The sequence below is a fragment of the Microbulbifer maximicatervae (SeqCode) genome, assembly GCF_052467615.1.
Genome location: NZ_CP174319.1, coordinates 2545266 through 2571692 on the forward strand (window position 1 = coordinate 2545266; position 26427 = coordinate 2571692).

24 protein-coding genes and 1 riboswitch are annotated in these 26427 nt (G+C 46.6%); of the genes, 15 read left to right on the forward strand and 9 right to left on the reverse strand.

Annotated elements, in window-relative coordinates; translation table 11 throughout:
- Nucleotides 1–107 precede the first annotated feature (107 nt).
- Nucleotides 108–1292: a serine hydrolase domain-containing protein gene (locus ACJJIM_RS11345; protein ID WP_444913344.1), complete on the forward strand. Its 1185-nt coding sequence runs from the start codon at nt 108–110 to the stop codon at nt 1290–1292.
- A 1460-nt stretch (nt 1293–2752) separates the two neighbouring features.
- Here ACJJIM_RS11345 and dkgB read toward each other — a convergent pair.
- Together dkgB and ACJJIM_RS11355 are read right to left on the reverse strand one after the other, a co-directional pair.
- The gene (gene dkgB / locus ACJJIM_RS11350; protein ID WP_444913345.1) at nt 2753–3556 is read right to left on the reverse strand and encodes a 2,5-didehydrogluconate reductase DkgB; all 804 of its coding nucleotides are present in this window, start codon (nt 3554–3556) and stop codon (nt 2753–2755) included.
- 56 nt (nt 3557–3612) lie between these two features.
- Entirely contained in the window at nt 3613–4788 is a 1176-nt protein-coding gene (locus ACJJIM_RS11355; protein WP_444913346.1) for an MFS transporter, read from the reverse strand.
- 91 nt (nt 4789–4879) lie between these two features.
- Here ACJJIM_RS11355 and ACJJIM_RS11360 point away from each other — a divergent pair, with 91 nt between their 5' ends.
- Together ACJJIM_RS11360 and ACJJIM_RS11365 are read left to right on the forward strand one after the other, a co-directional pair.
- The gene (locus ACJJIM_RS11360) at nt 4880–5770 is read left to right on the forward strand and encodes a LysR family transcriptional regulator (RefSeq protein ID WP_444913347.1); all 891 of its coding nucleotides are present in this window, start codon (nt 4880–4882) and stop codon (nt 5768–5770) included.
- 247 nt (nt 5771–6017) lie between these two features.
- On the forward strand, nt 6018–7043 hold the full coding sequence (locus tag ACJJIM_RS11365) for a Gfo/Idh/MocA family protein (protein WP_444913348.1): 1026 nt from the start codon (nt 6018–6020) through the stop codon (nt 7041–7043).
- A 27-nt stretch (nt 7044–7070) separates the two neighbouring features.
- On the opposite strand, the gene ACJJIM_RS11370 is transcribed toward ACJJIM_RS11365, so the two are convergent.
- Nucleotides 7071–7475 (reverse strand): secondary thiamine-phosphate synthase enzyme YjbQ, encoded by a 405-nt coding sequence (locus ACJJIM_RS11370; protein WP_413662383.1) that lies wholly within the window; start codon nt 7473–7475, stop codon nt 7071–7073.
- Nucleotides 7476–7528: 53 nt separating this feature from the next.
- On the opposite strand from ACJJIM_RS11370, the gene trmA reads away from it, so the two are divergent.
- A complete protein-coding gene (trmA, locus tag ACJJIM_RS11375) occupies nt 7529–8617 on the forward strand; it encodes a tRNA (uridine(54)-C5)-methyltransferase TrmA (protein ID WP_444913349.1) in 1089 nt (362 codons plus the stop codon).
- A 994-nt stretch (nt 8618–9611) separates the two neighbouring features.
- Entirely contained in the window at nt 9612–12377 is a 2766-nt protein-coding gene (locus ACJJIM_RS11380; RefSeq protein WP_444913350.1) for a di-heme oxidoredictase family protein, read from the forward strand.
- Between the two features lie 425 nt (nt 12378–12802).
- On the opposite strand, the gene ACJJIM_RS11385 is transcribed toward ACJJIM_RS11380, so the two are convergent.
- The 3 genes from ACJJIM_RS11385 to ACJJIM_RS11395 all read right to left on the reverse strand — a co-directional run bounded on the left by ACJJIM_RS11385 (nt 12803) and on the right by ACJJIM_RS11395 (nt 15344).
- The gene (locus ACJJIM_RS11385) at nt 12803–13753 is read right to left on the reverse strand and encodes a DUF2608 domain-containing protein (protein WP_282932393.1); all 951 of its coding nucleotides are present in this window, start codon (nt 13751–13753) and stop codon (nt 12803–12805) included.
- A 427-nt stretch (nt 13754–14180) separates the two neighbouring features.
- Nucleotides 14181–14474 carry a hypothetical protein gene (locus ACJJIM_RS11390; RefSeq protein WP_413662386.1) on the reverse strand — a complete coding sequence of 98 codons (294 nt, stop codon included), beginning with the start codon at nt 14472–14474 and terminating at the stop codon, nt 14181–14183.
- Between the two features lie 33 nt (nt 14475–14507).
- Nucleotides 14508–15344: an SDR family NAD(P)-dependent oxidoreductase gene (locus ACJJIM_RS11395; protein WP_444913351.1), complete on the reverse strand. Its 837-nt coding sequence runs from the start codon at nt 15342–15344 to the stop codon at nt 14508–14510.
- Between the two features lie 61 nt (nt 15345–15405).
- A riboswitch (TPP riboswitch) is annotated at nt 15406–15521 on the forward strand.
- Nucleotides 15522–15576: 55 nt separating this feature from the next.
- On the opposite strand from ACJJIM_RS11395, the gene ACJJIM_RS11400 reads away from it, so the two are divergent.
- From ACJJIM_RS11400 to ACJJIM_RS11425, 6 genes are all read left to right on the forward strand, one after another.
- Nucleotides 15577–17718: a TonB-dependent receptor gene (locus ACJJIM_RS11400; protein ID WP_444913352.1), complete on the forward strand. Its 2142-nt coding sequence runs from the start codon at nt 15577–15579 to the stop codon at nt 17716–17718.
- Between the two features lie 61 nt (nt 17719–17779).
- Nucleotides 17780–18043, forward strand: a complete 264-nt coding sequence (locus tag ACJJIM_RS11405; RefSeq protein WP_413662389.1) for a hypothetical protein — start codon at nt 17780–17782, stop codon at nt 18041–18043.
- A complete protein-coding gene (gene pnuC, locus ACJJIM_RS11410; RefSeq protein ID WP_413662390.1) occupies nt 18036–18689 on the forward strand; it encodes a nicotinamide riboside transporter PnuC in 654 nt (217 codons plus the stop codon). Before ACJJIM_RS11405 ends, pnuC begins: the two co-directional genes overlap by 8 nt.
- A gap of 9 nt (nt 18690–18698) precedes the next feature.
- A complete protein-coding gene (locus tag ACJJIM_RS11415; protein WP_444913353.1) occupies nt 18699–19580 on the forward strand; it encodes a phosphotransferase in 882 nt (293 codons plus the stop codon).
- A 167-nt stretch (nt 19581–19747) separates the two neighbouring features.
- Nucleotides 19748–20215, forward strand: a complete 468-nt coding sequence (locus ACJJIM_RS11420) for a nuclear transport factor 2 family protein (protein ID WP_444913354.1) — start codon at nt 19748–19750, stop codon at nt 20213–20215.
- 156 nt (nt 20216–20371) lie between these two features.
- The gene (locus ACJJIM_RS11425) at nt 20372–20815 is read left to right on the forward strand and encodes a YtoQ family protein (protein WP_444893547.1); all 444 of its coding nucleotides are present in this window, start codon (nt 20372–20374) and stop codon (nt 20813–20815) included.
- A gap of 67 nt (nt 20816–20882) precedes the next feature.
- Here the strand turns inward: ACJJIM_RS11425 and ACJJIM_RS11430 are convergent, their stop codons facing one another.
- Nucleotides 20883–21182: a hypothetical protein gene (locus tag ACJJIM_RS11430; protein ID WP_444893546.1), complete on the reverse strand. Its 300-nt coding sequence runs from the start codon at nt 21180–21182 to the stop codon at nt 20883–20885.
- 106 nt (nt 21183–21288) lie between these two features.
- On the opposite strand from ACJJIM_RS11430, the gene ACJJIM_RS11435 reads away from it, so the two are divergent.
- The 4 genes from ACJJIM_RS11435 (at nt 21289) to ACJJIM_RS11450 (ending at nt 24355) form a co-directional block, all read left to right on the forward strand.
- Nucleotides 21289–22200: a LysR family transcriptional regulator gene (locus ACJJIM_RS11435; RefSeq protein ID WP_444893545.1), complete on the forward strand. Its 912-nt coding sequence runs from the start codon at nt 21289–21291 to the stop codon at nt 22198–22200.
- 212 nt (nt 22201–22412) lie between these two features.
- On the forward strand, nt 22413–23081 hold the full coding sequence (locus tag ACJJIM_RS11440) for a class I SAM-dependent methyltransferase (RefSeq protein WP_413662395.1): 669 nt from the start codon (nt 22413–22415) through the stop codon (nt 23079–23081).
- Between the two features lie 126 nt (nt 23082–23207).
- Complete coding sequence (locus ACJJIM_RS11445) at nt 23208–23834, forward strand: hypothetical protein (protein WP_444913355.1); 627 nt, start codon at nt 23208–23210, stop codon at nt 23832–23834.
- Nucleotides 23835–23875: 41 nt separating this feature from the next.
- Nucleotides 23876–24355 carry a low molecular weight protein-tyrosine-phosphatase gene (locus ACJJIM_RS11450; RefSeq protein ID WP_444913356.1) on the forward strand — a complete coding sequence of 160 codons (480 nt, stop codon included), beginning with the start codon at nt 23876–23878 and terminating at the stop codon, nt 24353–24355.
- An 18-nt stretch (nt 24356–24373) separates the two neighbouring features.
- Here ACJJIM_RS11450 and ACJJIM_RS11455 read toward each other — a convergent pair whose 3' ends face one another.
- Both ACJJIM_RS11455 and ACJJIM_RS11460 read right to left on the reverse strand, forming a co-directional pair.
- Nucleotides 24374–25321 carry a DUF5996 family protein gene (locus ACJJIM_RS11455; protein WP_444907964.1) on the reverse strand — a complete coding sequence of 316 codons (948 nt, stop codon included), beginning with the start codon at nt 25319–25321 and terminating at the stop codon, nt 24374–24376.
- A 138-nt stretch (nt 25322–25459) separates the two neighbouring features.
- Nucleotides 25460–26416 carry an antibiotic biosynthesis monooxygenase gene (locus ACJJIM_RS11460; protein ID WP_444913357.1) on the reverse strand — a complete coding sequence of 319 codons (957 nt, stop codon included), beginning with the start codon at nt 26414–26416 and terminating at the stop codon, nt 25460–25462.
- Nucleotides 26417–26427 lie beyond the last annotated feature (11 nt).

The window sequence follows — 26427 nt, forward strand, 5'->3', positions numbered from 1 at the left end:
TCGATTTAATATGGGGTCCATCAGCGGGTAATTGCCACTTGATTCTAACATACACTTAAAATATATTTATAAACATATTTATAAATATATTAAAAAAAGGACTAATAATGAATACAAAATGGATAGCCTTCGTACTTCTTTTACAATCGTGGGGTGCGATAGCTCAAACAAATTGCTCCGTTCAATTACAAGACCTTTCAAAGGAGTTTGAAACTCTTAGAGTGGAAGCTGATGTACCGGGAATGGCGATAGGAGCAGCAATATACGGAGAACCGGTGTATGAAGAAGGTTTTGGCTTTGCTGATAAGTTACGCAAAACACCAGTTACTCCCAGCACTATTTTTCAGATAGCCTCTGTAACCAAGCCAATAACAGCTCTAGCAGTAATGGAGATTGCTGAAAAGCATGCGGTCGACTTAGAAAGTACTGTAGATTTAGGTCCTGGCTCCCACTTAGTTTCCCCCCACCACCCCTCAAAGGAAATTACCCTGATCCAATTACTTACACATACATCCAGCATCCAAGACGGCATGTATTATGAAGTGGATTTTAGAACACCCGGGCAAGATTCAGAAATGGAGCTTTCCGAGCTGCTGGAAGGTATCCTTCTAGAGAATGGTAAATATTATTCAGCAAATAAATCTTTTCTTAAATCCGCGCCCGGGGAGCAATGGAGTTATAGTAATATCGGCTATAACTTACTAGGCCACTGGGCTGAGCAACAGTCTGGATTGAATTTTAAAGATTGGACCAAGAATAACTTCTTTGAATTACTGGGAATGAATCATACTTTCTGGACTATAGCAGACACACATGAGTTAGAAGTTGCAACGCCATATCAAGCACTTTCTGATGGCCAGCTTGTCGCTGTTGCACAGAGTAGTACACCTGGATATCCAGCAGCAATGTTGCGCTCAACAGTATCAGACATGACAAAATTCTTTGGCGCAGTTGCCAATTCAGGGATCTTTATGGGCAAAGCCATTTCCTCCGATAGAGTGCTTCAGGAGATATTTTCCGGGCGCTCAATCAGTGGCATTCCAGACCACCTGGAAAATCAATTTGTTGCATGGAATAGCTATAACTACAAAGGACGCTCTTATTTAAGCCACTTTGGTGGCAATATTGGAGTATTCACAGCAGCTTATGTTGCTCCAGAAACAGGGCTAGCACTGGTAATTCTCACCAACAGAAATGCAGAAAAGCCCCAAATTAATATGTTCCAAGAGATATCAAAAAAAGTTTACGATGCAGTTGAAAAGTGCAATATTAAGGCTGCAGAGGAAAGTTAATAATAAATTGAATGAATGAGGGTTGGTTTATGTGCTGCTTAGATAAGCCTTTAGCCAAGTCACTGATGAAGACAATTGTACGGGTCACTTTTTTGAGGGGAGCGTTTAAGTCCTTGGATAAAAGCGCCCCTATACTTAAACGGCTGGGTATATCACCAAAATACCGTCTCTATCTCATTCGAAATTTTGAAAGCTGCTTTAAAGATTTGGTAGGGTCTGCTGAGGCCAGTCGAAGCACTTAAAAGTACATCAATAAACACAGGGTGTACGGCACAAGGATTGTCAACCCTAGCGTTCTACAACACCCTGCTGATTCCCTCTATCTCTCTGGATACTATTTTCCACCTTTACCCAAAGCCACAGATTACTTAGCCCTAGCATAGGTCTTCAGTGCCTCACCTCACCTTAACTTCTAAGCAAACATAATTAGACACTGGAACTAGCATCAGCAACGCTGCTAATGCCTTCCTCTAGTCTATGGCTGCCCCAAATTAATAAACGCCCCCTTTGCTGAAAAAATTTTAATAGAAAGCATGCAATCGAAAGAGGACTTATAATTTCATTAATCCATAGAATTCCTTTGGAGTTCTCCGCAGCACCATTAAGCATAACTACCTACAACCTTTAGAATTTCCAGACAAAAGAGCTGTACACATTGAAAACATTGACGTATATGCAAACAGTTGAAAAACATTAGAAAAGGAAAAATCAAAGTCATTCACATGCAACATGCCAAACGTATACATGACATAAAAGTTCCAAAACACTAAAAAAACAAGCACGGCATATAACAAGGCAACCATATAGCGACCAAAAGATAAGAGCCGTCTTACCAGCAACCAAACCACCAGATAAAAAGCTAAAAATAAAAAGAATAAATACATTAAAAACCTTTAAATTTTTATACTGCAAGCCATCAAGGATTAGAAACTCATTTACTCAGACAAAAGATCGTGCGATCGGTGGATCTACCACAGATATCCATTGATACAAGACCTTATCACCACCGCGTGCCCCGCTGTGTACGACGAGCATTCCTTTACGGTCGACATACTGTTCCCAGGATAGATTACTAGTATCGTCGCAAGCGCGGTTGAAAATTACATGTATAATTTGACTAGGGTCTTACCCCGGATCTTACCGCCTATGCCATGACGAGCAATCACGACCATGTGACAATCTACATTAGTAAAAATCTGCTGATAAATGGTCTAATTAAGAGGCGATTACTCATCGGCAAAAGAGATCCAAAGCCTCTAGTTTGGCCCTATACTTTCTTGAAAGCAATACCCTTGATCACTGTGAGCTGAAAACTATTAAAGAAATCAGCTCTACTTGGATTCACAAGCTCGCTTCAGGAAAGGTTTTCACCATCTCCATAAAGAAGCAATCACTTCACAAACTGATACACAAAGCGATTACCTCTATTACACGCATCAATATTTTAAGCCTACTATTGCTTAGTCCCAGTTAGGAGCAAACTCCGGGTTGGCGATACGTTCACCAGCCTCTAAAGCACTAATTTTCCGCATATCTTCATCTGTTAACGTGATCTTAAGTGCTTCCAAGTTTGCATCCAGGTTCTTGCGTTTTGTTGAGGAAGGTATGGTCACAAGCCCTTGTTTCAATTGCCATGCAATGGCAATTTGAGCTGAGGTTGCATTGTGGCGTTCTGCAATTTTTAATAACACGTCATCAGACATAACTTTTCCGACCGCTAACGGCATGTAACCCGTCACCGTAACACCTTTCTTTTTGCAATGTTCAATAACCGCAGTATTTTGCAGGTACGGGTGCACTTCAATTTGATTGGTGTAAATCTTGCCCTCACCCAAAATATCAATGGCGTTGTCTAGCTGTTTGATTGTGAAGTTTGAGACACCGATATATTTGGTAAGGCCTTTTTGTTGACACTGGGCTAATAACTTAAGATAGGTTTCCATGGAGACTTTCCCATCTTTTTCTGGCCAGTGAATCAACAGCAGATCGACCGACTCAACCTTTAATTTTTTGAGGCTAGCTTCTACGCTGCTTATGAATGCTTCTTGCGTTAAATTATCTAGCCATACTTTTGTAGTGAGGAACAATTCTTCACGGGCTATTCCACTTTTCTCTATGGCGATTCCAACCTCAGACTCATTGCCATAGATTTGTGCGGTATCAATATGGCGGTATCCCGCTTCAAGTGCCTGTTTAACTGATTCGATTGCGACATCACCTTCTAAGCGGAAGGTGCCCATTCCCAAGCTTGGTAATTCACTCATAGTACTTCTCTCTTAATGATATTTAACAGGTTGTCTTTCACATTTAATAAATTGGCTTACGCCATTTTTAAATGACTATGTTTATCCAATGACCCAGATAATCGGGTAAGCATCAGTGCCAAAATTACGATTAAGCCTCCGACCCAAGACGTATCCATGAGTGACATACCCTCAATAATGAAGCCGCCCAAGATTGAACCTAATGCAATGCCAATATTAAAAGCTGCAATATTGAGCCCTGATGCTACATCCACTGCATGTGGTGTATATTTTTTGGCGAGCTGCACAACATAAACTTGCAGCCCTGGGACATTGCCAAATGCAAATGCGCCCCAAACTAGAATTGTCAATACCGACGTGATGGGATTGGCTGCGGTAAACGTAAAAATAAACAAGATAAAAGCGAGTGCAGCAAAGATAATGGTTAACGCCCGAATTGGCCCTAAGTTATCTGCAAGTTTGCCACCCCAAATATTACCGACAGCTACCGAAAAGCCATATACCAGCATTATTAATCCGATAGCACCGGTCTCAAATCCAGAAACCTGCTCTAAGATTGGAGCTAAAAATGTGAATACGGTAAAAGTACCGCCATAGCCAACAGCAGTCATTGCGTACACTAAAAGTAATCTTGGTTGGGTTAACACACTGAGCTGCTGAGATAGGCGCGTAGGCGGCGATTGTTTAAGATTATTGGGCACCAAAAGCGCACTGCCAATTAAAGCAAGCACCCCCAACCCCGCTACCGCAATGAAGGTTGCTCGCCAGCCAAAATGCTGGCCGATCCATGTACCCAAAGGTACACCAGTCACAAGTGCAACCGTCAGCCCCGTGAACATAATGGCGATGGCACTAGCTTCTTTGTCTTTACTCACCAGCCCTGTGGCGATAGTCGAGCCAATTGAAAAGAAAACACCATGGGCGAGGCCCGTCAAAATACGCGCCGTAATCAGCGAGCTATAACTAGGCGCCATCCATGCCAAAAGATTCCCTACCACGAACAGCGACATCAGGGCCAACAGCACATGCTTCCGCGGCCAACGGCCGGTTAAGGCCGTTAACACCGGCGCGCCCACGGCGACTCCAACAGCGTACAAGCTGACCAGCAATCCAGCTGACGGCAATGAAATACTCAAATCTTGAGCAATGATGGGCACCAATCCTACTATCACGAATTCGGTAGTCCCGATAGCAAAGGCACTTAGCGTCAGTGCCAACAATGCAATAGGCATACTCTTCTCCCGGAGCAATAAGGTTGCGCCGGAGTATGCGGGCTGATAATTTTATTAAAAACCGCAACACTATCAAATCACCTTTGCAAATATGGCAATAATCTCGCGTACCGAAGATCTAGAAATTTTCCTGGCAACCATTGACTCTGGCAGCTTGTCCGCAGCCGCGCGCGCCCTGGATATTCAGGTTGCACGGGTATCCAGGGCCTTGAGCCGCCTGGAGTCAGAACTAGACTGCCCCCTGCTAAATCGGACCACACGCAAACTGGAGCTAACGGAGGAGGGGCGCCTCTTCAGCGACAGGGTGAGGCAAGGGCTGCAATGTTTAAGCCAAGCGGAAGACACGCTGAAAGAACTGAAGGAGCAGCCGTCAGGGCGGCTGCGAGTGGATGCGGTGACGCCGTTTATGATTCACCAATTAGTGCCACTACTACCTGAATTTCAACAAGCCTATCCACACATAGAATTAGAGCTTGTCAGCAATGAGAGCATTATTGATCTCATTGAGCGTCGAACCGACGTTGCGATTCGAATTGGCCCCCTAAAAGACTCCAACTTGCATGCGCGTTTTTTAGGGCGAAGCCCTTTATCCATTGTTGCCAGCCGGCAATATCTAGAGCTCTACGGCTCCCCTAACCATATTAATGAAATAACTAACCACAGGGTCATCGGCTTTACTCAATCCACACATCTTAATAGTTGGCCTATCGGAAAAGGCGTTGACGTAAAACCGAATATCAGTAGCAGCAACGGAGAGCTAATTCGCCAAATGTGCCTGCAAGGGGAAGGCTTGGCATTATTATCGCATTTCATGATTAAGAAAGATTTAAAAACAAAGAAGCTAGTAGAAATACTACCTGGGAGTGTGTCCAAGCAGAACCAGCGGGAACTCGTCAACGCCGTTTTCTATCGCAACACAGCCCTCTCTTCTCGTATTCGTGCTTTTTTAGACTTTATTGAACCGCGCTTAACACTTGCATAGAAAACCGATGAAAATGCAACACCAATACACTCAAACCACAACGGCAAAAAGACCTAATCATGCGCTTTTAAATATCCTGAAAAATCAGCCTGCCTCACTTTATTTTATTAGACACTGAAACCACTATCCTTAAAAGCAAGGCCAAATTTGATAACCAAACACAAAACCAGCTTAACAAGCTTTGGTTATTCTATTCTCTACTAAACTGGTCCCTGCCATCCCTCAATCCACCTCAAGGCACCCTTCAATGGCGAGCATACGTTTCGGAGTTGTTGGCACAGGCAATATTGCTGACTTTACCTCCCGAGCCATCAGCCAGGCAGACAGTGCCAGCCTTTCCTCCGTCGCCAGCAGGCGGCACACACGGGCCAAAGAGTTCGCCCGCGAACACGGAATTCCCAATGTCTACCCGGATTGGAGGTCGCTGGTAGAGGCGGAAGATTCGGATGCCATTTACGTGGCTAGCCCCACCACCAGCCGCGAGGAAATCTGCCTCGCGGCACTGGCCAACCATAAGCATCTTCTCTGTGAGAAACCTTTTCTCAATACTGCCTCGGTCGACAAAGTTGCCGCTCGGGCTCAGTCTGAAGGGTTGGCATTTATGGATGCCACACATTTCACCCACCACCCCCGCACGGCCAAAATCATTCAGCAACAAAAAAAGAATCTGGGCCCAGTTAACAGAATTCACAGCGCCTTTTTTGTCTCGATGATGGACCGCAACAATATTCGCTTCGATTCACACAAAGAACCCACTGGCGCAATCGGGGATATCGGCTGGTACAACATGCGTGCAATCGTCGAATATATGCACCCCACAGGAGCAATAAAGACAATTTCAGGAGCGATAAAGCGGGACTCACAAACAGGGACCATTATTAGCGGTGCAGGCCTGATTGAATTTGCCAGCGGGCAGACTTCAACTTTTGAGTTCGGATATGACTCAGGCGTTTGGCAAATGGACCTGGATATTCTGGGAGAAAGCGGCCTGATCCAGCTAGACGACTTTGTACTCGACTGGAGAGACAGCGCTGCCTTTTACAATCCTGAATATACGCCAGAATTTGTGGTTCGCAGGGGGCAGGCATCGCCAGATAAGTTCGAACACCAACAAGTGCCAATAGAGCGATCGCAGGCGGTACAGATGATCGAAGACTTCTGCAGCTTAACAACCCCAGATAATCAAGTTGATCGTATCCAGGCTATAGAGAGGGCCCACGCAACCCAGTCATTGATCGACCAGTACTGTCAGGCAGTTGGCGTAGCTGTCTAGCTATCGCCACCAACGCGCGGTATTGAATCAGATATGGAGGATAACGTGCCGAGCCCCGTGGTGATGGCGGTGCTCCCAAAGGTAAATCCCCTGCCAGGTACCCAGCATCAAGCGCCCCTTTTGCACTGGAATGGACAAGCTGGTCGCGGTAAGGCTGCATTTGATATGGGCCGGCATATCATCTGGCCCTTCAAGGGTATGGGTATAAAGCGAGTCATTTTCCGGCACCAGTCGATTGAGCCAGTTCTCAAGGTCACGGCGCGCACTGGGGTCGGCATTCTCCTGGATCAGTAAGCTTGCAGAGGTGTGCTGTATGAAAAGTGTACACAACCCCTCATCGAGAGCCTGCTTACTGACCCAATCAACTACACTGCCGGTAAACTCGTGAAGCCCCTGCCCATGAACCGGAATTTTTATCTCACCTATTGCCATACGGTTTCCTATATAATTCGCGCCCGCTTTTTGTACTGACACCGCATTGTAATATGGCACTGTACCGCGTTAATACTGACGACTACCCACAACAGCTTCAAGACAAGGCCGAGCGCCTGCAAGAGGCTTACAGCAAGTTCACTGACCTGGAGCCGGAACTCTTCCCCTCCCCACCCATTCACTACCGCCTGCGCGCCGAATTCAAGGTGTGGCATGAGGGAGGTGTAGCCAATTACGCCATGTACCGCCAGGGTGAGTACAAGAAGCCCTTTATCATCGATGAGTTTACCGTCGGCTCTGAGCTGATGAACCAGTTGATGCCGAAGGTGCTGGCTGCTGTCAATAATAGCGAAGTCCTACGCAAACGCCTGTTCTCCGCCGAGTTTCTTACCACGCTGAATGGTGATGCGCTGATTACGCTGATCTACCACAAGAAACTGGATGAGACCTGGGAGGAGGAAACCAAAGCACTCCAGGCACAGCTGGGATTCCCGATTTTGGGGCGCTCACGCAAGCAAAAAGTGGTTTTGGAGCGTGACTTCGTTACCGAGAAACTGGATATCGATGGGAAAACTTACCAGTACAAACAGGTAGAAGGCAGCTTTACCCAACCCAATGGAGAGATCTGTCGTTCCATGATCCAGTGGGCGAGAAGTGCCTGCGGAGATAGTGATGGCGATCTGCTGGAGCTCTACTGTGGCAATGGCAATTTCACCATCCCGCTCAGTGAGAAATTCCGCAAGGTCCTGGCCACTGAAATCTCCAAGGTATCGGTAAATTCCGCCCAGGAGAATATCGCCAACAACCAGATCACCAACCTGGATATCGTACGCCTATCCAGTGAAGAGTTTACCCAGGCCATCGATAAGGTACGCCCCTTTCGCCGCCTTAAGGATATAGACCTGGATAGCTACGACTTCTCCACCGTCCTGGTTGATCCTCCCCGAGCGGGCTTGGATGAAGAAACCTGTGCGATGGTCGCCCGCTTCCCGAGAATCCTGTATATCTCCTGCAATCCGGAAACCCAATTGGAAAACCTGGAATCGCTGACCAAAACCCATCGTATTGAGCGATTTGCTCTGTTTGATCAGTTCCCTTATACAGATCATACGGAAACCGGGTTATTGCTAGTGAGGAAGTAGTGTCTCACTAGCTGAAGGCCTCCGGCATTCTGATCCTATTGAACGCTGGAGCCCTTCCTAAGTCTATTTATAAAATCGCGATAAAGATTCAAAGCTCAGCAATACAAGTAGCTTTTAAAAACTATACTCATTTCTCGATATTATCTGAGCCGAAGAGATTTCAACTTACTTTCCAAACGATGAGCACCATTAAATAATCTACACACCCTGCTCAAGTCATTGCTGTATTAATCAATAGCTAAAACCAGCCACTCCAGTAAGCTTGGGCTTTTTATAAGAATCAGGCTCGACGTAGCGATGATCAATGTTCGATAACCATTCATAAAAAAGTAAAGCCCAGCTTTCAATATACATAATACCTTCACGCATAAAAAATCAATTATCGAGACTTGGAGCATGATTCCCAGCATCGGGGGCTTGTTAATTAATAAAAAACACCCAAGGGAATAAAAGTAACTATGGGTAGAAAACCAAATACCAATCTTTAAATAACTATTTTTACTTGTATCAAATCTAACATAAGACTAAAGATTAACTTTTTAACGCACTCAGCATCACAACTGACACACGATATCAATCTATAAGCCAGACCTATTAAATACACCAATCTAAATCACAGACATAAGGTGCGCTCTATCACATACATCATGCGAAGTAAAACAGGAAACTGAGAACAAGCTCATATCGCTGTCCTTTTTAACTTAAATTCACCCCCTCTGGACGCAGCATAACGATGCAAATAAAAAATATAACTATTATGTCGCCCTACAAATCAAGCTAGAAAATTCATATCCAATATTGGCCAAGAGTAATCATCACCAAAAGACAGCAGCACATACAAACAAAAGGACACACACCAAAAATAATAGTTAAATTATTTTTACCCCGAACCAAGCACCCTCAACAGGAATTTTGAAAATTCTCCTTTTAAATTACAGATAAAGTTCATTTCATCACTATTACTATAAATAGCTGTTGATAAAACGAGAAATATATGGATCCGTATTTCAAGAAAACAATCAATCCACTGGCAAAAATCTGTTTAACAGCATTTTTCGCCTTATTCATAATGGTATTGTCCGGATGTGGTGGTGGAGGCGGGGATAATAGCTCTGATGAAGACCCCACAGAAGCTACCCCCAACTCTCAGGGCAACGGCTCCAGTGATGAAACACCGACTTCAAGCGATGACCCGGATGAGTCCGACGAAGAGACACCAAATTCAAACAGTGATCCAGCTGAGTCCGATAAAGAGGTTGGACAAAATATTGCAGGTAGTGGAACTATTTCTTCCAGTTCTGGCAACGGGGTCCTTGCCATTGATGACTTAAGAAGGACACTTTGGGAAAGTGGTGATACTGCCAGCACATCAAGCCTCACCCTTGACCTTAAATCTACACACTTGCTCAGCAAAGTGGTCATAGACTGGGGCGATCACAACGCAAAATCTTACGAGGTACTGGGCTCAAGCGACGGCACAACATGGACCACCCTGGCAACAGCTGATTCAGGAGAATATGGCCAACGCATTGATTCTCACCTAATTGGTGGAGAGTATCGCTATGTCCAGCTAAACGGAACTGAACTCAGTGAGGGGAGTTCGCAATATAGTTTGTGGGAACTGATGGTTTTTGATCGTGCGGCAGAGGAAATTAATCAAACCGTGCCCATAGAATATACCCCTCTATTTGATACTGAGCAGCCAGGAGAAGAGTCCCAACACTGGTATATTCAGGAAGATGGCACCATTGTAACACTGGCAAGTGGCCGAGCACGTCTGCGACATGAATCCGAGGATAGTTTTTACGAGTTCCCGACCTTCTACTTTGAACACAGAACCTTTGGCATAGAGATTCACGACCATACGCCCGCCGGTGAGAACCTGATTGAGATCTTTTACTCTGCCGAATACGCGCTTTATCGGCCACCCGAATGCCGCTCCTCTTATTCAAATGAACACCGCGCTGACTTTAATAGCAACGCCAGATTTGATGAAACCCCTTTCCGGGAAGCTGATGAAGATGGGAGAGGCCAAGTCTGGGTATGTCGTATCACCTACGATGCTCACGATGGTGATGACGGGCAGCTGGAAGTCGGCGAATGGATGGAGGTGGAGTTTCAGCAATTCATTGGCATTGAGGAGGGCGATGAGAATGTCAGTGGGCAGACAGTTTACTACACAGACACCTACCGCATTCTCCTGGGCCAACCCGGTATTCATATGGTTGCAGACCTGGAAACTGAGACCGCTGTTGAAAGTGCCGGTGAAGCAACCGCAGCATACATCAGGGCTACTGACCCGGTACCCGCTTCAGAAGTCATTTCAGTAAATACTGACGATAATACTCTTACCTACTATGCAGGCAGCGATGGTAAATGGGCAACGGCTTCCGACGCTGATGCCGTTGAAGTCACCTACCCAATACTGGATGGTATTGATGTCTATGATACTTACATCGTGGATAGCGGAATCGCCGACTGGACAGCCTATTTCAGAGAAGCCCTCAACATCCAGTGGGAGACGCACAACGAGTTTCTAGATGGTCGCAGGATATTCCACACCCGGTTTAATACCGGAGAGCACGAGGAACTCGGGAACCCAGACTTCAACCATATGGCAAACCTATCAGCAGGCTTAACCATTGAGCAATCATGTCTGGCGTGCCATATCAATAACGGCCGGGGCCCGGCCCCCTCAGAGGCTAGTGTTCCCAATTCGATGGTCTTTAAGCTGTCGTCCGGTGCAATAACCCAAGCAGGACAACCCCTGCCAAACCACTACTTTGGCCCTGTCCTCCAAACCCATTCACTCAATAGTGACATAGCCCCAGAAGGATCTATTCAAGTCACCTATAGCCCCATTCAAGGTAGCTATGCCAATGGGGATAGCTACACCCTACAGTCCCCCACTTATGTAGTAACAACCAATGAAGGTGAAAACACATCCGCTGATTACTTTTCGCCACGTATGCCACAAAACATCACTGGCTTGGGCTTACTTGAGGCGGTTGACGAAACAGAAATCCTTGAGTGGCACGACCCTAACGATTCCAATAGCGATGGTATCTCTGGGCGAGTATCACTGGTCGATACGGGCTCAACACCTCTTCCCCAGGTAGGACGCTTTGGCTGGAAGGCTACCCAACCGAGCTTGCGCAGCTTCTCAGCAGATGCGTTGAACAATGATATTGGCGTGAACACAGCACTGGAACCCAATGCAAACTGTGGTATCGAACAGCTGGAATGTAAAAAGCACAGTAATCACAACGAAGAGCTCACTGATTCTCACCTGGACGACCTAACTACTTATCTTCAGGCACTGGGCGCACCGCCCAGAAATCCCGATTTAATCAATGAATCCATCGTGGCTCAGGGTGAAGCTCTATTTGAATCGATCAACTGCTCATCCTGTCACCGGCCAGAGATGAACACCAATCACGCTCACCCTCTTGAGGAGTTGAGAGGCAAGGTCATTCGCCCCTATACAGACTTACTCCTGCATGATATGGGCGAAGGTTTGGCAGACAACTTGACGATTAGCGCGGAGTACAACCGCGAGTGGAGAACGCCTCCCTTATGGGGATTGGGTGTTAATAGCGCAGTGAATGGTCACAGTAATTTGTTGCATGATGGTCGCGCCCGGTCTATTGAAGAAGCCATTCTCTGGCACGGGGGAGAAGCTGCTGAGAGCCAACAGAACTATATTGATCTGTCGGCTTCAGAGCGAAACTCGCTACTCAAGTTCTTACAGTCGCTGTAAACCATAACCTAACCAATCACAAGGGTATCCAGCTAAGGTCATAGCTTGCTGGATACCTTTCTGGTGGAGATATACGTTATTGTTCACTGGAAAAATTCAAAGCTTTTACAGAAACGTCCATCCGCAAATAACGTGCTCTATTTTTATCAAAACTTAAAAAATCGATTCAGTAGCAATGGTGCGGCAAGCCTGCACTCCGCTAAAAAGACCTAGGCGCGTGGCTCGCGAAATTACAGCCGGTTAATGCTCCTCCCTCTTCAACTGAGTTATAACCGATTAATCGTTATACAACGACTACCATCTCTTCTGAGTGCTCTGCACCTCCAAAATCGATTAAACATTAGAGGTAGACGTATACACTTCCCTTTTTACTTGGATGACAGTTTAGAAATGGAGCCGTTGAGCTTAGTTACAAGGAAGTTAAACTAGTTTTCAACAGCCGGCATTAATAGCGCACTATTAAGACTCGCCATGATGGTTTCCCATCTCTTTTTCGCAGTTTCTTGTAATGCTTTTTTCTGAGGCCCGTCCATAAAATCCTGCTTGTGCTTACTTAGACGGGTGTAGTGCAGGGCTATTACCTCATATTTCTTATTGTCCTTGAATGCCTGGTAAACACTTTCGACATTCTCAAAACTGTCATCAATGAAGATAATGTTGGAAATTAGGTAGTGCTCACTACTATTAGCCGAAGAATTGTAGGATCGCAGCAAGCAGTCAAGCATAAAACCTTTATCTTGCCCGGCTAAGTACATAATACCTTGCCGATAGCTTACTGGCCTTGCCTCACTTAAATCACAGGGCTTAAACGGACTTGCAAGGCTAAATTGATTATTTGGACTGAAGTTGAGAGTATTTGACCGAATAAGCTCTAATAAATTTTGGTAGGACGTATTCGGGGTTGGCAAGCGTTTGAACTGTCTCTCGGTAGCTGAAACATCTGCATCGCCCCTTGCAGTTTCAACCATCAATCGCACCCCACTTTGCCTCAAACTGTCAAGTACCGGCACAATATTGTCATCTGTATAAACCATATTGCTCACAGAGAAGAGCAAACCGGATATATTAATCAACTCCTCTTTTGTTTTTGCCACAAGGAAACCTGAATTAGGATCGGTTTCCAATAAAGTTTCTTGCCATGAGTACCAAGCTGCGCCACCAAGATATTGACATTGAGACTTTTCAGCGCAAGGCATCATACTCAAGGTGTCATCATTATCCATAACCAGTAACGTATTTATTGGGGTGGCTGACTCTTCAATTATATTCTGGACGTCCTCAAAGCTGTTCACCTCTTTCTTAATAGCACCGGCAGACACACAATGAGAAGCCACAATTAAAACAATCGAATACAGTAGAGAATTAAACTTGCTCATAAAATAAATTCCTTTTTACTTACCCTGATTATTAACACAAAAAAGTGAATGGTTTTGGCGTAGCTGGAGACAGAGACTGTACTGGCATAATGCCTAGACTAGATAGTACTTAACTTGTGCCCCTGAAAAATAGCAATTTATCATTCAGAGCCAAAAAAACAGAAAATCGAATCAAGTTCTGAGGGGGTACCAAATAGGAAGCGTAAGCCGCCAGCTCTATTAGCAAAGAAATAATACTTAATCTGTGAATAATTTGAACAGAGCTTCATATTGTTGTCGTACAATACAACCACCAGCCCCTTAAAAGATATACTTTTCCCAAACCCGGATATTAGATTCTGCTATTAGCGGCATAAAGTTGCCCCTCCCCCAACTCGGCATGCTGATAATTCGGCACGCCGGGTGCTTCTAAATAAGCTACTTCCCATTAAGCGAATCTGCGATCCAAATTCAAGGCACCACAGCCCTGACAGTGTTTTATAAACGCTTCTTCTATGCCCAGGGGCTCCTGGCAGTAAAAGCAGTGCCCAGATCTTACCGTTATATGAACAGCCAATTTTTTGCTGTAGAGCATAGGCAATTTAAGTTCACCGCTCAGCGCTTTTATCAAACTTACGCTAATACGCCCCTCAGAAAAATTCCGCGTAATTTTTTGAATGTTCGGCAGGGCCTTATCAGCAAACTCCCAAACTTCACCACAGTGGTCACAGGAAATCATCATTTCCCAATTTACTCCGCCTTTCCAAAGATACAATTATTTTAGTCCCAAAGGCTGAAGTATTTTCTCCATCTGCTTAAAGGAAAGGCGACACAGCAAAGAAGGAAATAATCTTTCCAGCCACCACAGCAACTTAAGTTTTGCTGGCACAACAATGATTTCTTTGTTCTTTGCAATTTGAAACAAAGCCTTTTCTGCAAAAGCATCAGCAGATATTGGCCCCAGAGGCTCGAACATCTCTGCCTGCTGTTGAAGTGGAATGGGGGTTGGCATCCGCCCACTGACGCCACCTCCCTGCAAAATCGGCGTTGATACTGCCCCGGGACACAAAACACTCACTCGTACACCGCAGGACTCAGCCTCAGGGCGAATAGCCTTTGATATTGCCACCACAGCACTCTTGGAGGCTGAGTAGGCGGCCATTGCTGGCGACGGAACTAAAGCCGCCATTGAGGCAGTATTGATAATATGGCCAGAGCCCTGGCGCTTCATGGCCTGGAAACCACATTGGAGCCCATGAATAACGCCAAACAAATTGATATCAATCGCCGCTTTCCAATCTTCAAGATTATGATCGGAAAAATATCCACCCACTCCTATACCAGCATTGTTAAAAAGGAAATCTAACGGAGATATTTCACTAATGACCTGAAAAAATTGATCAAAATTACGAACATCCAAGTGAACAAACGATGCTCTCCCACCGGACTCCTGTATTTGGCTGACAACCTGCGTAGCCAGGTCCCGCTGGATATCCGCGATAATGACTTGAGCCCCAAGTGCTGCCAGTCGACAGGCCAAGGCCGCACCGATTCCAGAAGCACCACCGGTAATCAGTGCCGTCTTGCCACTAAAGTAAGATACCTGATCCATAAGCGCTTTCCCTTCCTTGCTTTTACCACTTTATACCCCAGTTTCTGCTATCATCGCGCCCGCAAAACCTAAGGGGTGGCCTTGCCTGAGATGTCCGGGGATCAAATTGGTCTGTCACGACAAACCCTTGAACCTGATCCGGTTAATACCGGCGTAGGAATAGGTAGACAAAGCAAAACCTCCCCACGTCGCACTCCGGGTCTCTTTCACTGCCGCTATTCGAGAGAGAACCATGAAAAAACAGTTTCCCACCCACCCTATTGCCTGGTCTGTCAGCCTTGCCAGCAGCCTGTTCGCTGGTATCGCCACCGCTAATACCGCAGAGACAGGGCTTGAGGAAGTGGTGGTTACGGCACAGCTACGGGAAACCAACCTTTTGGAGCTTCCTTCCAGTGTTACCGTGCTGGATGAAAGCGCGATCGATGCGCGGGGCGCGGCCAATCTGGACCAGCTTTTGAACATGGCGCCCAATGTGAATTTTTCCTCCGGCGCCTCCAGGGGACGATTTGTACAGATTCGCGGAATTGGTGAGCGCAGCCAGTTTATCGATCCGGTAAACCCCTCTGTAGGCCTGATCATCGACGGTATCGACTTTACTGGCCTGGGGCTCGCAGCCAGCACCCTGGATATCGACCAAGTGGAAATCCTGCGGGGTCCACAGGGCACCGTGTACGGTGCTAATGCCCTGGCCGGCCTGATCAACATGACCAGTGCAGCGCCCACCAGTGAGTCAACCACCAAGGTGTCCGCCGAGCTAAGTGAGTACAATGGACAGAGTCTGTCCGCGGCTACCAGTGGTTCTTTGAGCGATGCTCTTGGCTATCGATTGGCTGCCAGCAAACGCAAATCCGACGGCTATACCGAGAATGTGTATCTCAACCGAGATGACACCAGTAATATTGATGAGTCTGTACTGCGCGGTAAGCTGGCCTACTCCCCGTCCGACGATTTAAAGCTGGGCGTTACCCTCTTCTATATCGATGTTGATAACGGCTACGATGCTTTCTCTCTCTATAACACTCGCGAAACCCAATCTGACCAGCCCGGCTGGGATCGCCAGGAAACCTTTGCCGGCGCATTGACTGCTCAATGGTCTGGTAACGAGAACTTTACTCTAGAAGGCACTCTCAGCCTCGCCGATTCAGATACAGAATATGGCTACGATGAGGATTGGAGCTATGTCGGCTTTCATTCCTGGGAGTACAGCTCCACGGATAATTACCAGCGCGATAAAGACAATATCAGTATTGACCTTCGCGCACTCTCTACCGAAGAGTCCAAGTTATTCTGGGATCGCAGCCACTGGGTAGTGGGCCTTTACGGCCGCACGGAGCGCGAGGACCTGAATCGCAACCAGAGCTTCCGCAGCACTTTTGATACTGAAAACTCTGCCATCTACGGCCAGCTCTCTACGGAAATCACCCCAGCGATCAACTTGATCACCGGTCTTAGACTGGAAAGACGCGAAGCCGATTACTCTGACTCCTATAACATCGATGCAGATAATGGTGAAAATCTGTGGGGCGGCAATATCTCCCTGCAATACCATTACACCGGCAACACCCTGCTCTACGCTACGGTTTCCCGGGGCTATAAAGCCGGCGGTGTAAACGGCAGAATCATCTCAGAATCAACAAGCAACACTGAGATCAACAGTGACATGTTCGAGTTCGATACCGAACAACTGCTCAACTATGAATTAGGTATTAAGGGCAGTTGGCTGGAGAATCGTTTGCAAGCCCAGGTTGCCGCTTTCTACCAGGACCGGGATGACGTTCAGGCCAAGGTTTCTATCTTTAACCCTGCCGACTACTCATTTAGTGACTACCTTGCCAATGCAGCCGGCGGAAGTACTACTGGTCTTGAGGTGGAACTGAACTATCAGGCTACCGACGCCCTGCGCTTTTTCGCCTCTGCTGGCTGGCTGAATGCAGAATTCGAAGACTACGAAAGCAGTTCCCACGTCGATGCCCGAGATGACTACGCAGGAACGGTGTTGGCTGCGGTTGATCTGGATGGCCGCGATATCGCTCACGCCCCCAACTACCAGTTCTTCACCGGTACAGAAATCGATCTGCTTCCCAACCTGATCTTGCGATTGGAGCTTGAGGGTAAAGACGAATTCTACTTCTCAAACAGCCACGACGAAAAATCCACAGCCTACGAACTGGTCAATGCTCGCCTGACCTACCAGGGAGATAACTGGGATGTTGCCCTGTGGGGAAGAAACCTGACTGATGAAGATTACTATGTGCGCGGGTTTTACTTCAGTAACCAGTATGGCAACAACCCGGCCAATGGCTACGCACCCGAGCCCTACTATCAGTATGGTGAGCCACGGATTGCCGGGGTAACAGGCACCTACACCTTCTAATCACTCAGTGACTTTGGGGCAGCGCTTCGCTGCTCCAGAACTCTCTATCAAGAGGGAAATTATGCAGCTCTCTATCGAAATCAGTATGTATCCGTTAAAGGACGAGTATATCCCGGCTATTCAAGCGTTTATCGCACAGTTAAACAGCCACCCAGAACTCAGGGTAATCACCAATACAATGAGTACTCAGGTGTTTGGCGATTACGATCTGCTGATGGATGTGCTCAAGTTGGAAATGCGCAAATCCTACGAGCAGTTTGGCCGCGCCATTTTTGTATGCAAGTTTATTGACGGCGACCTGGCCCCGGGAGAAGCGCATGTTTGACCAGGATATCAGCACCGCAATCAGCGCTTCGATTGCGGCCATGTCCCTCTGGGAGGTAGCCGCTGTAATACTGGCTCTGGCTTATTTACTCCTGGCCATGAGGGAGAAAATCAGCTGCTGGTATGCCGCCTTTGTCAGTACGGCGATCTATCTGTTTCTGTTTTGGGATGTCAGCCTGTTAATGGAGTCTGCTCTACAGGTTTTCTATCTGCTGATGGCGGTTTATGGCTGGTGGCAATGGCGAAATCACCGCAACCGGCAGGACGATCTCAAAATCCACCGCTGGAGCGGAAAAACCCACTCGATAGTTATTGGCGCTACCCTGATACTGACGTTACTGATCGGCTACCTGCTGGATCGCAACACCAGTGCCGCCCTCCCCTACCTGGATTCATTCACGACTCTGGGGGCAATCGTCACCACCTATATGGTCACCCGGAAGGTACTGGAGAACTGGCTTTACTGGATTGTCGTAGACGGAGCTTCAATCTATCTCTACCTGGACAGAGAACTCTACCTTACTGCCGTATTGTTTATGCTGTACCTGGTGCTGGTTGTGATTGGCTATTTCCAGTGGTTGGCCATTTTCCGAAAAGAGAAACAACAACCCGATAGCGCTCCTCAAACAATGGCAGCGGCACAGTGAACAACTGATATGAGCCAGGACTTGAGCAACGTCATCCCCAACGATTGGCATCATTGGAGCAAGGCCCGGCCCACGGTGGTCAGGGCCCTGGCTGGGGGGCTGACCAATAACGCCTTTCTGGTTGAGTCCGCCGATCAGCGGATGGTGCTGCGGATAAACTCCAGCATCAGCGATCAGCTCAATCTCGACAGGGCTGCTGAACAGCAGGCGCTGCAAGCTGCCACATATTCCGATAGTTGTGCCCCTTTGGTTTACTGTGACCCGCATTACCGATATTTGCTGACCCGCTATATTGAAGGCACTCCCTGGGATAAAAATGTCGCCCACAGTTTGGAAAAACTTGCCGATCTGCTGCGCCGTATACACGGCTCCCCTGCAATTGATGCCCAATTAAACATCGGTGAGAAAATCTCTAGTTACAGGCAGTTTATCGACAAGCGAGCCAGTTATTTCCACTTGCTCGACACACTGCAAGAGAAACTTCCGCAATTAATTGACGCTGCTTATCGGATGGGCGACGAATTTTGCCTGTGTCACAACGATCTAACGGTTGGCAACCTGATCTGGGCTCCCTCTGACAAGCTATACGCTATCGACTGGGAGTACGCAGCAATGGGGGATAAATTTTATGACCTCGCTGTTTTGGTAGAGGAACACAACTTGAATCAGCGAGAGCAAAATAGTTTACTGGAGTGCTATCTTAATCGCACTGTGTCACCTGAAGACAATCAGCGCTTGGGGTTATGGCAGCTGATCTACGGTTACCTTTGTATTCTCTGGCACGGGGTACAATGGAGTAACCAAACCCTAAGGTCCCCGGAGCAAGGGAGATATATCGGGAAAAAAGCCCAACAGTTATTGAAAGGCCTATCGGCTCACAGCCTCAGCTGAGTAATCCCTGCTAGAATAGGCCTAATCCCTAAGAAGCGACTTTCAGTCACTGCGGCGCAATCCAAGTTGCTTTCGAGGTTGCTGTCGAAGTAATTCAACTAGGGCCCGACTCGGCTAAAATACCCCCCTTTTTCACACCCCTGAAAAATAACCACAGAGGTACTCCTGTGATCAGATCATTTTTTGCAATACTACTTACCTTGACCGCAATCAACGCACAAGCGGTAGAGAAACCCGAAGGTTTTAAAACGATAGACGGGCTGTTTGCTGCGCTTTCAAACCTGGACCACCAGGCTATGCGAGACGGTGTCAGCGACGATTTTATACTCCTTGAGCACGGTGAAGTCTGGGATATTGAAGACCTTATCGCCGTAATGAAACCCAAGCCCTCAAAGCTGGAAAGAATCAACTACTTCAGCATTATCAATTTTGAAGAGCGTGAGAACCTGCTGACCATCAACTACTGGACCAAGTCCATTTTTAAATCCGAGGATGGCAATAGAGAAGCGGTGTGGTTGGAAAGCGCCATTGTTAAGAAAATCGATGGCAAGTGGCTAGTAGCCCAATTGCACTCAACCCGCCTGCCCGCAGAGAAATTCCCCAAAGACGTCCAGTTTGAGCAGCAAGTCCTCTAATAAAATGCCTTACAGGCCCTGCCCGCACAGGGCCTGTGTCCATTTGATCTCTCTCAGGTCCCTCCCAACTGGAACAACTACCGGATTTCAAAGCTTCCAAGTGCTAGTATGTGACTCTAAATTGCATATTAGTCTCCAGTTCTAAAGGGCCACTCAATGAAGCTTAAAGTTTACCTCTCCGGCGAAATCCACTCCGATTGGCGTGCGCAAATTATCGAAGGTTGCCAAAAAGAAGGGCTGGATATCTCCTTCTCTTCCGCAGTCACCAACCACGATGCCAGCGATGCCGCTGGTGATGGCCTGGGTGAGGAGCAGAACGCTTTCTGGCGGGATCACAAATCTGCCAAAGTTAACGCAATCCGAATCAAGCACCTGATTGAAAACTGTGATTTGGCGGTGATTCGATTTGGCGAGAAATACAAACAATGGAACGCCGCATTTGATGCCGGCTTTTGTGCAGCCTTAGGCAAGTCCTATATCACACTTCACGATGAATCCTTGGTGCACGCACTCAAGGAAGTGGACGGTGCCGCCCAGGCCTGGGCACAGACCCCCGCACAGGTTGTCGATATCCTGAAGTACTTAACCACTCAGGCCTAAAGAGCTTCTGGATAGCAAGCCGGCAGGCATCTACTGACAAAACTGCACAATCAGTAGGTGCCGCTAGCTAAAAGCCGTAATTAAGGACACCGGCATAGTTCGGCCGAGAGGCTGCCTCTGCTGATGGGTTGTGCACTAGCTCGCCGCTACGATTGATCGCATAGATTTCTGCACCGCAGTGCTTGCAGAATGCCTTCTCCCGCAAAGCCCCCTCTTTAAAGTGATATTTGCGCAGTGACTTTTCAGGATCGCTGATATGGATAGCGACTTCAGTATCAGCGTGCCCCCTTTGGCCCGCTGGTACAAACAGGGCATCTATAAGCTTGTTGAAATGAATCGCTCCACAATGACAAGTTAACGGATTCATAGCCTTATCTCCCTGGTCGATTAGTATGGGGAAGGAGTTTACTATTTACTTTAATTTAACAAAGGGGATATATTGAAAAGATCTTTTAGCTTTAAGGAAACAGTCTGTGCGCAGAGAGTACGACAAATACCACTTGATCAACGTTTTTTGCAGTGTTGTTGATCACGGTTCCTTAAGCAAAGCTGCCAAGCACTTGGGCCTGTCTACGCCCACCGTGAGCAAGACTCTCGCCCAACTTGAACAGGCCCTTGGCCAGGTATTACTCAATCGCACCACCCGGGCAATCGCTGTCACAGACGCCGGAAGGATTGCTTACCAGAAAGGGCAAAAAATAATCAGCTCATTCACCGAACTGGAAGACCAGATTGCAGAGGCGGCAACGCTCACCCGAGGAAAATTAAAAATCACTTTTCCGGAAACCCTCGGCTTAAAAGTATTCAGTCATATCTGCAATGATTTTCAGAAAGCATTCCCCGATTTCAGCTTGGAGCTTATCTTCAGCCCCTATCACCTGGATTTAATCGAGGACGATATCGACATTGCTTTTCGCGTCTGGGAAACACTGCCCGATTGCCAGTTTTACGCCCAGCCCCTATTTAGTATCCGCCCTATTTTTATTGCCGCACCGACCTATCTGGAAGAACACGGCTGCCCCAAATCCATTGCCGAGCTCAGCCAACACAACATCATGCTAACCCGCCTTGATGGCCTGGAAGATGGCTGGTCAATTGATGGGAAGTTCTATCAATTCAATGGAAATTTAATATCCAACAAAACTTTCCATACACGAGCAGCCGCATTAAACGGGAATGGCATTGCCAAGCTTCCCTCCTATTTTTGCCAACGGGATATCAAAAAGGGGCGACTGGTAGAGGTACTCCCTGACTTGGAGCGAAAAGATAAAACTGTAGGCGCTATCTATAAAGTAAAGCGAAAAGATTCAAAGAAAATTGACGTTTTTTTGAACTTTGCACAAGAGCGCTTGCAGGAGTATGACTTTAGCCTGTTTGATGAGTGAGAATGTGCCACTAAAGAACTCTGCAGCGATTAGAGATCCTCTGTGAAACACTCAGCTGTTTAGCACCACATTAGGTGGTACCATAGAACAATAATAAGCGGCTTGCTACTGGGGCTGAAGAGAGTGAAAACAATACTCTCGAAATACACTGTAGATACATCCCCTCTCCTTTATTGGTAAAGCCGCACAACAGTCATACATTGGAGCTTGAAGTGACAATCACTAAAGAGGTCGAACAAGGCCAAGCTGTCTATTCCAAACCCGTACTTTGGCTTTATGATATGTGGGTTCTGGGCATATCAAACCGCTTTATTTGGAAGTGCCCAACTCCTGGAATACTAGAGCACTTCAATCGAAATATATCTTCCAACCACTTGGATGTAGGTGTTGGAACGGGCTACTTTATGGACAAGTGCCATTTCCCCTCCGACAAAGTCCGCCTCGCCCTGATGGACCTGAATCAAAACAGCCTGGATATCTCAGCGCAAAGAGTGGCCCGGTATAATCCAGCACAGTTCCGCTGCAATGTCCTGGATAAAATTACTTTAGAGACTGAAGTTTTTGATTCAATCTCCTTAAATTACCTATTTCACTGCCTTCCCGGCAAGCTGTCAGAAAAACTGGTTGCGCTGGATAATGTCGCAACCCTGCTATCGGATTCAGGCACCGTATTTGGTTCCACCATCCTGTCCGAAGGCGTACCGAAAAGTGGAGCTGCTAAGAAATTAATGGCTATCTACAATAAGAAAGGGATATTTTCTAATACCCAGGATTGTGAAGAGGACCTCAATACATTCCTTGCCAGTCGATTTAAGGAGTACAAAATAGAGGTTCGCGGGTGTGTAGCACTATTCAGTGCGCGGTACAAAATCACTGGCTAGAGTATCTATAGGGCACTTATGAGGATGAAGTTCTCGTTTAAGTTGGGGCTGAATAGTCCACTGATATTCCTTACCTTGTTAGCTTTAGCAGTAGCTCCCACTTATTGCCTGGGCCTGCATTTCAGTGTGTTTGAAGATAAATTTGAGTGCATTGATATTCACAATTCTCTAAACTGTGCACGGTCAATCGAAAGTGGATTGAGTGATCAGGTCAACCATATCCAGCGGACGCAACCAGGGCACCTGACTATAGCCCTGAATAGCGGGAAATTACTGACGTACACAGACATCCTTCCCGCTAATAATCCCGCAGAACATATAGCCTACTCTGCAATTGAGCAAATAACTGATAACCTGCTACTGATTCATCAACAGCTCTGGGAAGCACATTCCTATATTTTGCTAGACTTGAGAAACGGCCATGAATATTCTCTTGCCGGCTACCCTTTGCTGTCTCCGCAAGGCGGATATCTTTTTGTTGCCGAACAAGACCTGGACGCCGGTTTTAATGAAAATGCCTTACAAGTTTACAGCTTATCTGCAAATTCTTTGGACTTACTATACGAGCTAAAGCCTGAAAACTGGGGACCAGACCAAGTTTACTGGACGACAGAAAATACGGTCTCTTTTATTAAAAAGCAGCTTAATCCCAACTACCTTTCAAGTAAACACCAGCCGTTTTATATTGAGACTAAAGCTGTACTTTCTATTGCCCCTGATAGCCAGCGTGTAAACATTCGATATTTTGATTAAAATACCCCTCTTTAATTTACCCAAAGTATCTTGGAGCTATTTTGACAGCTAATTCAGGTCTCTCGATATTATTTGTCTGCCTCGGTAATATTTGTCGTTCCCCCTTAGCCGAAGCCGTTTTCCGCACCAAGGCACAGCAGACAGGTATTCCTGTTTCCGTCGACTCTGCGGGCATTATCAGCTACCACGCGGGTAAGCGACCAGATCCGCGAACTTTGGCTATTGGTGAAGAAAATGGCTATTCATTTGAAAATAGCTACGCTCGCCAGGTAGCCACCACCGACTTTACAAAATATGATCATATCTTTGCGATGGACAAAGATAACCTGGAAGCACTGCAATCCTTACAGCCTGATTCATCAGGCGCCCAACTAGGGTTATTTTTATCAGTGTTGCAAGATAGTGATTTAGCTGAAGTGCCCGATCCTTACTATGGCGGTATTGAAGGGTTTCAACATATTCTCCAGCTTATTGAACAAGCATCTGATGCATTTATCGAGCAGCTTAAAAACAGAGAATAAGCAAAGCCCCCACAAATTCTACCGGGCTTGTGGGGGGAAACTTTCCTCCAAGGCGGACCTATCCCACATTCCCTTATCGGCTGCGGCTTCATAAGTACTCTGCAAAAAATCAAACAGCGCCTCATCAGGGGAGCGTGAAGCTCTCACCGCATCATAGGGCAGCAAGAACTCACCCAAATCTTTGGAATAGTAAGCTGAGGCGGGCGCGACCCTTGCTTCGGGAAATCCTTGGGGCTCTGGGTAAGTATATGAATAGAAGCAAGCACCATCTACACCACCGCCACCAGGCCAAAAACCGGCACTGCTAACTTCATGGGAGTATGCTTCCCTGGCCACCCAATCGGGAAAGTGTGGAACGCCTCCAGGGTGCGGAGGCGCCTCCCTGCCAGAAAAACGGGTAAGTGCTAAATCAAAACTTCCCCAAAAAAAATGAATTGGACTGCACTTACCAATAAAACGACTGCGAAACTCGGTGAAAACCCGATGAATTTGCACCAACGCCTGCCAAAGCTGTCTAGCATAATCCGGATCATACTCGTAGTTATCCTGATCCCTCTCAAAGGGTATCGCGTCCGCCACTTCAGATGGCATAGTGTTAATCTCAACCGGTATACCTAGCTGCTTGAGTGCAGCCATCACTTCCCAGTAGAAATCAGAAACTGTGCGGGACTCCAAGGGTAATACCCATTCTCCCCCCTCAGTGGTCAATAGCTTCAGTACGTGATGATAGAAATCAAAGCCAATAGAAAACGACCGTCCTCCATAAGGGATAAGGGATGTCTCCAGCCCTCTGGCGGTAATATATAAAGGAACATGCCAGGAGTGATTGATCCAAGGGGTTTGTACCAGGCGAATCTTGCCAATAACTTGCATCCACATATGCAAGGTGGCAATCGTATTTACCGACTCAGCGTAGGGTAACTCTGGCCAGTCTTTACTCTCAGACCGATTCTTTAAGTTGCTCACTATACGTGCTCCATCTATCCTTTGACTCGCTCGATACCTAGTGCCTTCTGTTAACCGCCAAGCTTAGACCACTAAAAATACCCCGTCCGAAAAAAACTAAAAACAGATAAACAGCTCTCTTTTGATCATCATGAAAGACTACTTTAAATTCAGGCTCGACAGCCAAGCAACAAGCATTATCGAGACCCCATAGAGAACAATAATGATAAGGGTTCCGATAGTGTTGATTTTTGTTAGCTTTCCTGACTTGTCAGACAACCAAATATTAAAAGCTCTAGTTATCAGCGGCATCGCCACCCAAGTAAGCGACGCAACAATTAATAAGTTGATAAAGAAGTTAGTCGTCGCAAAGGGCCAACTCTCTACCAAAGGTAACAACCACATCGTAATAACCATAACTATCGGATATAACATCAATAAAATGAGCATGGCCATTTTCCACTGCGAGGGCGCGGTGTCTTGAGCTCGGCCACGAGCCCGAGAAAACCAATCCTCAAAGCCATGCCCTATCCGCTTTATTTTTACATCTTCAAAAAACCCTTCACCACGTTTTACCAATCGCTTATGTTCATCAGAATTAAGCCAGTTATCTAAATGCTTATTGGAGTCAAATCGAAATATTGCAACCCACTCCTCTTGAACCCCCTTTATTGGCTTAGTTAGACCAGCACCCAAGAAGCCTGGATATTTTTTAAGTGCTTTATCAATTTCTTTCTGCCACTGCATATATTCACGAAAAAATTCAGGCTTCACTTTTTTGGATATCACAATCGTTACGGGCACTGTTAGTTGATCTGCACCAGCGATAACTTGAGATACTACTTCAACCGAGAATTTCTTCTCTAAAAAAGCAATTAGATCTTTAAGTAAGTTATTTCCAAGAAACGTTTCAAGGTGAGCAACCGTATCAAATTGAAATATTTGCACCCACTCATTTTGGATATTAGAAACGGGCTCTAACAAATTCACCTCGAGCAGCCCATCACAATCTAGCGCAACATCCACCAGCTTCTGATGCCATGATCGATACTCATCCCCCAGGTACTTTGGCACCTCCTGAGACAATACAAGACAAGCACTGGAACCCTCTTCCATTATCTGGCAGC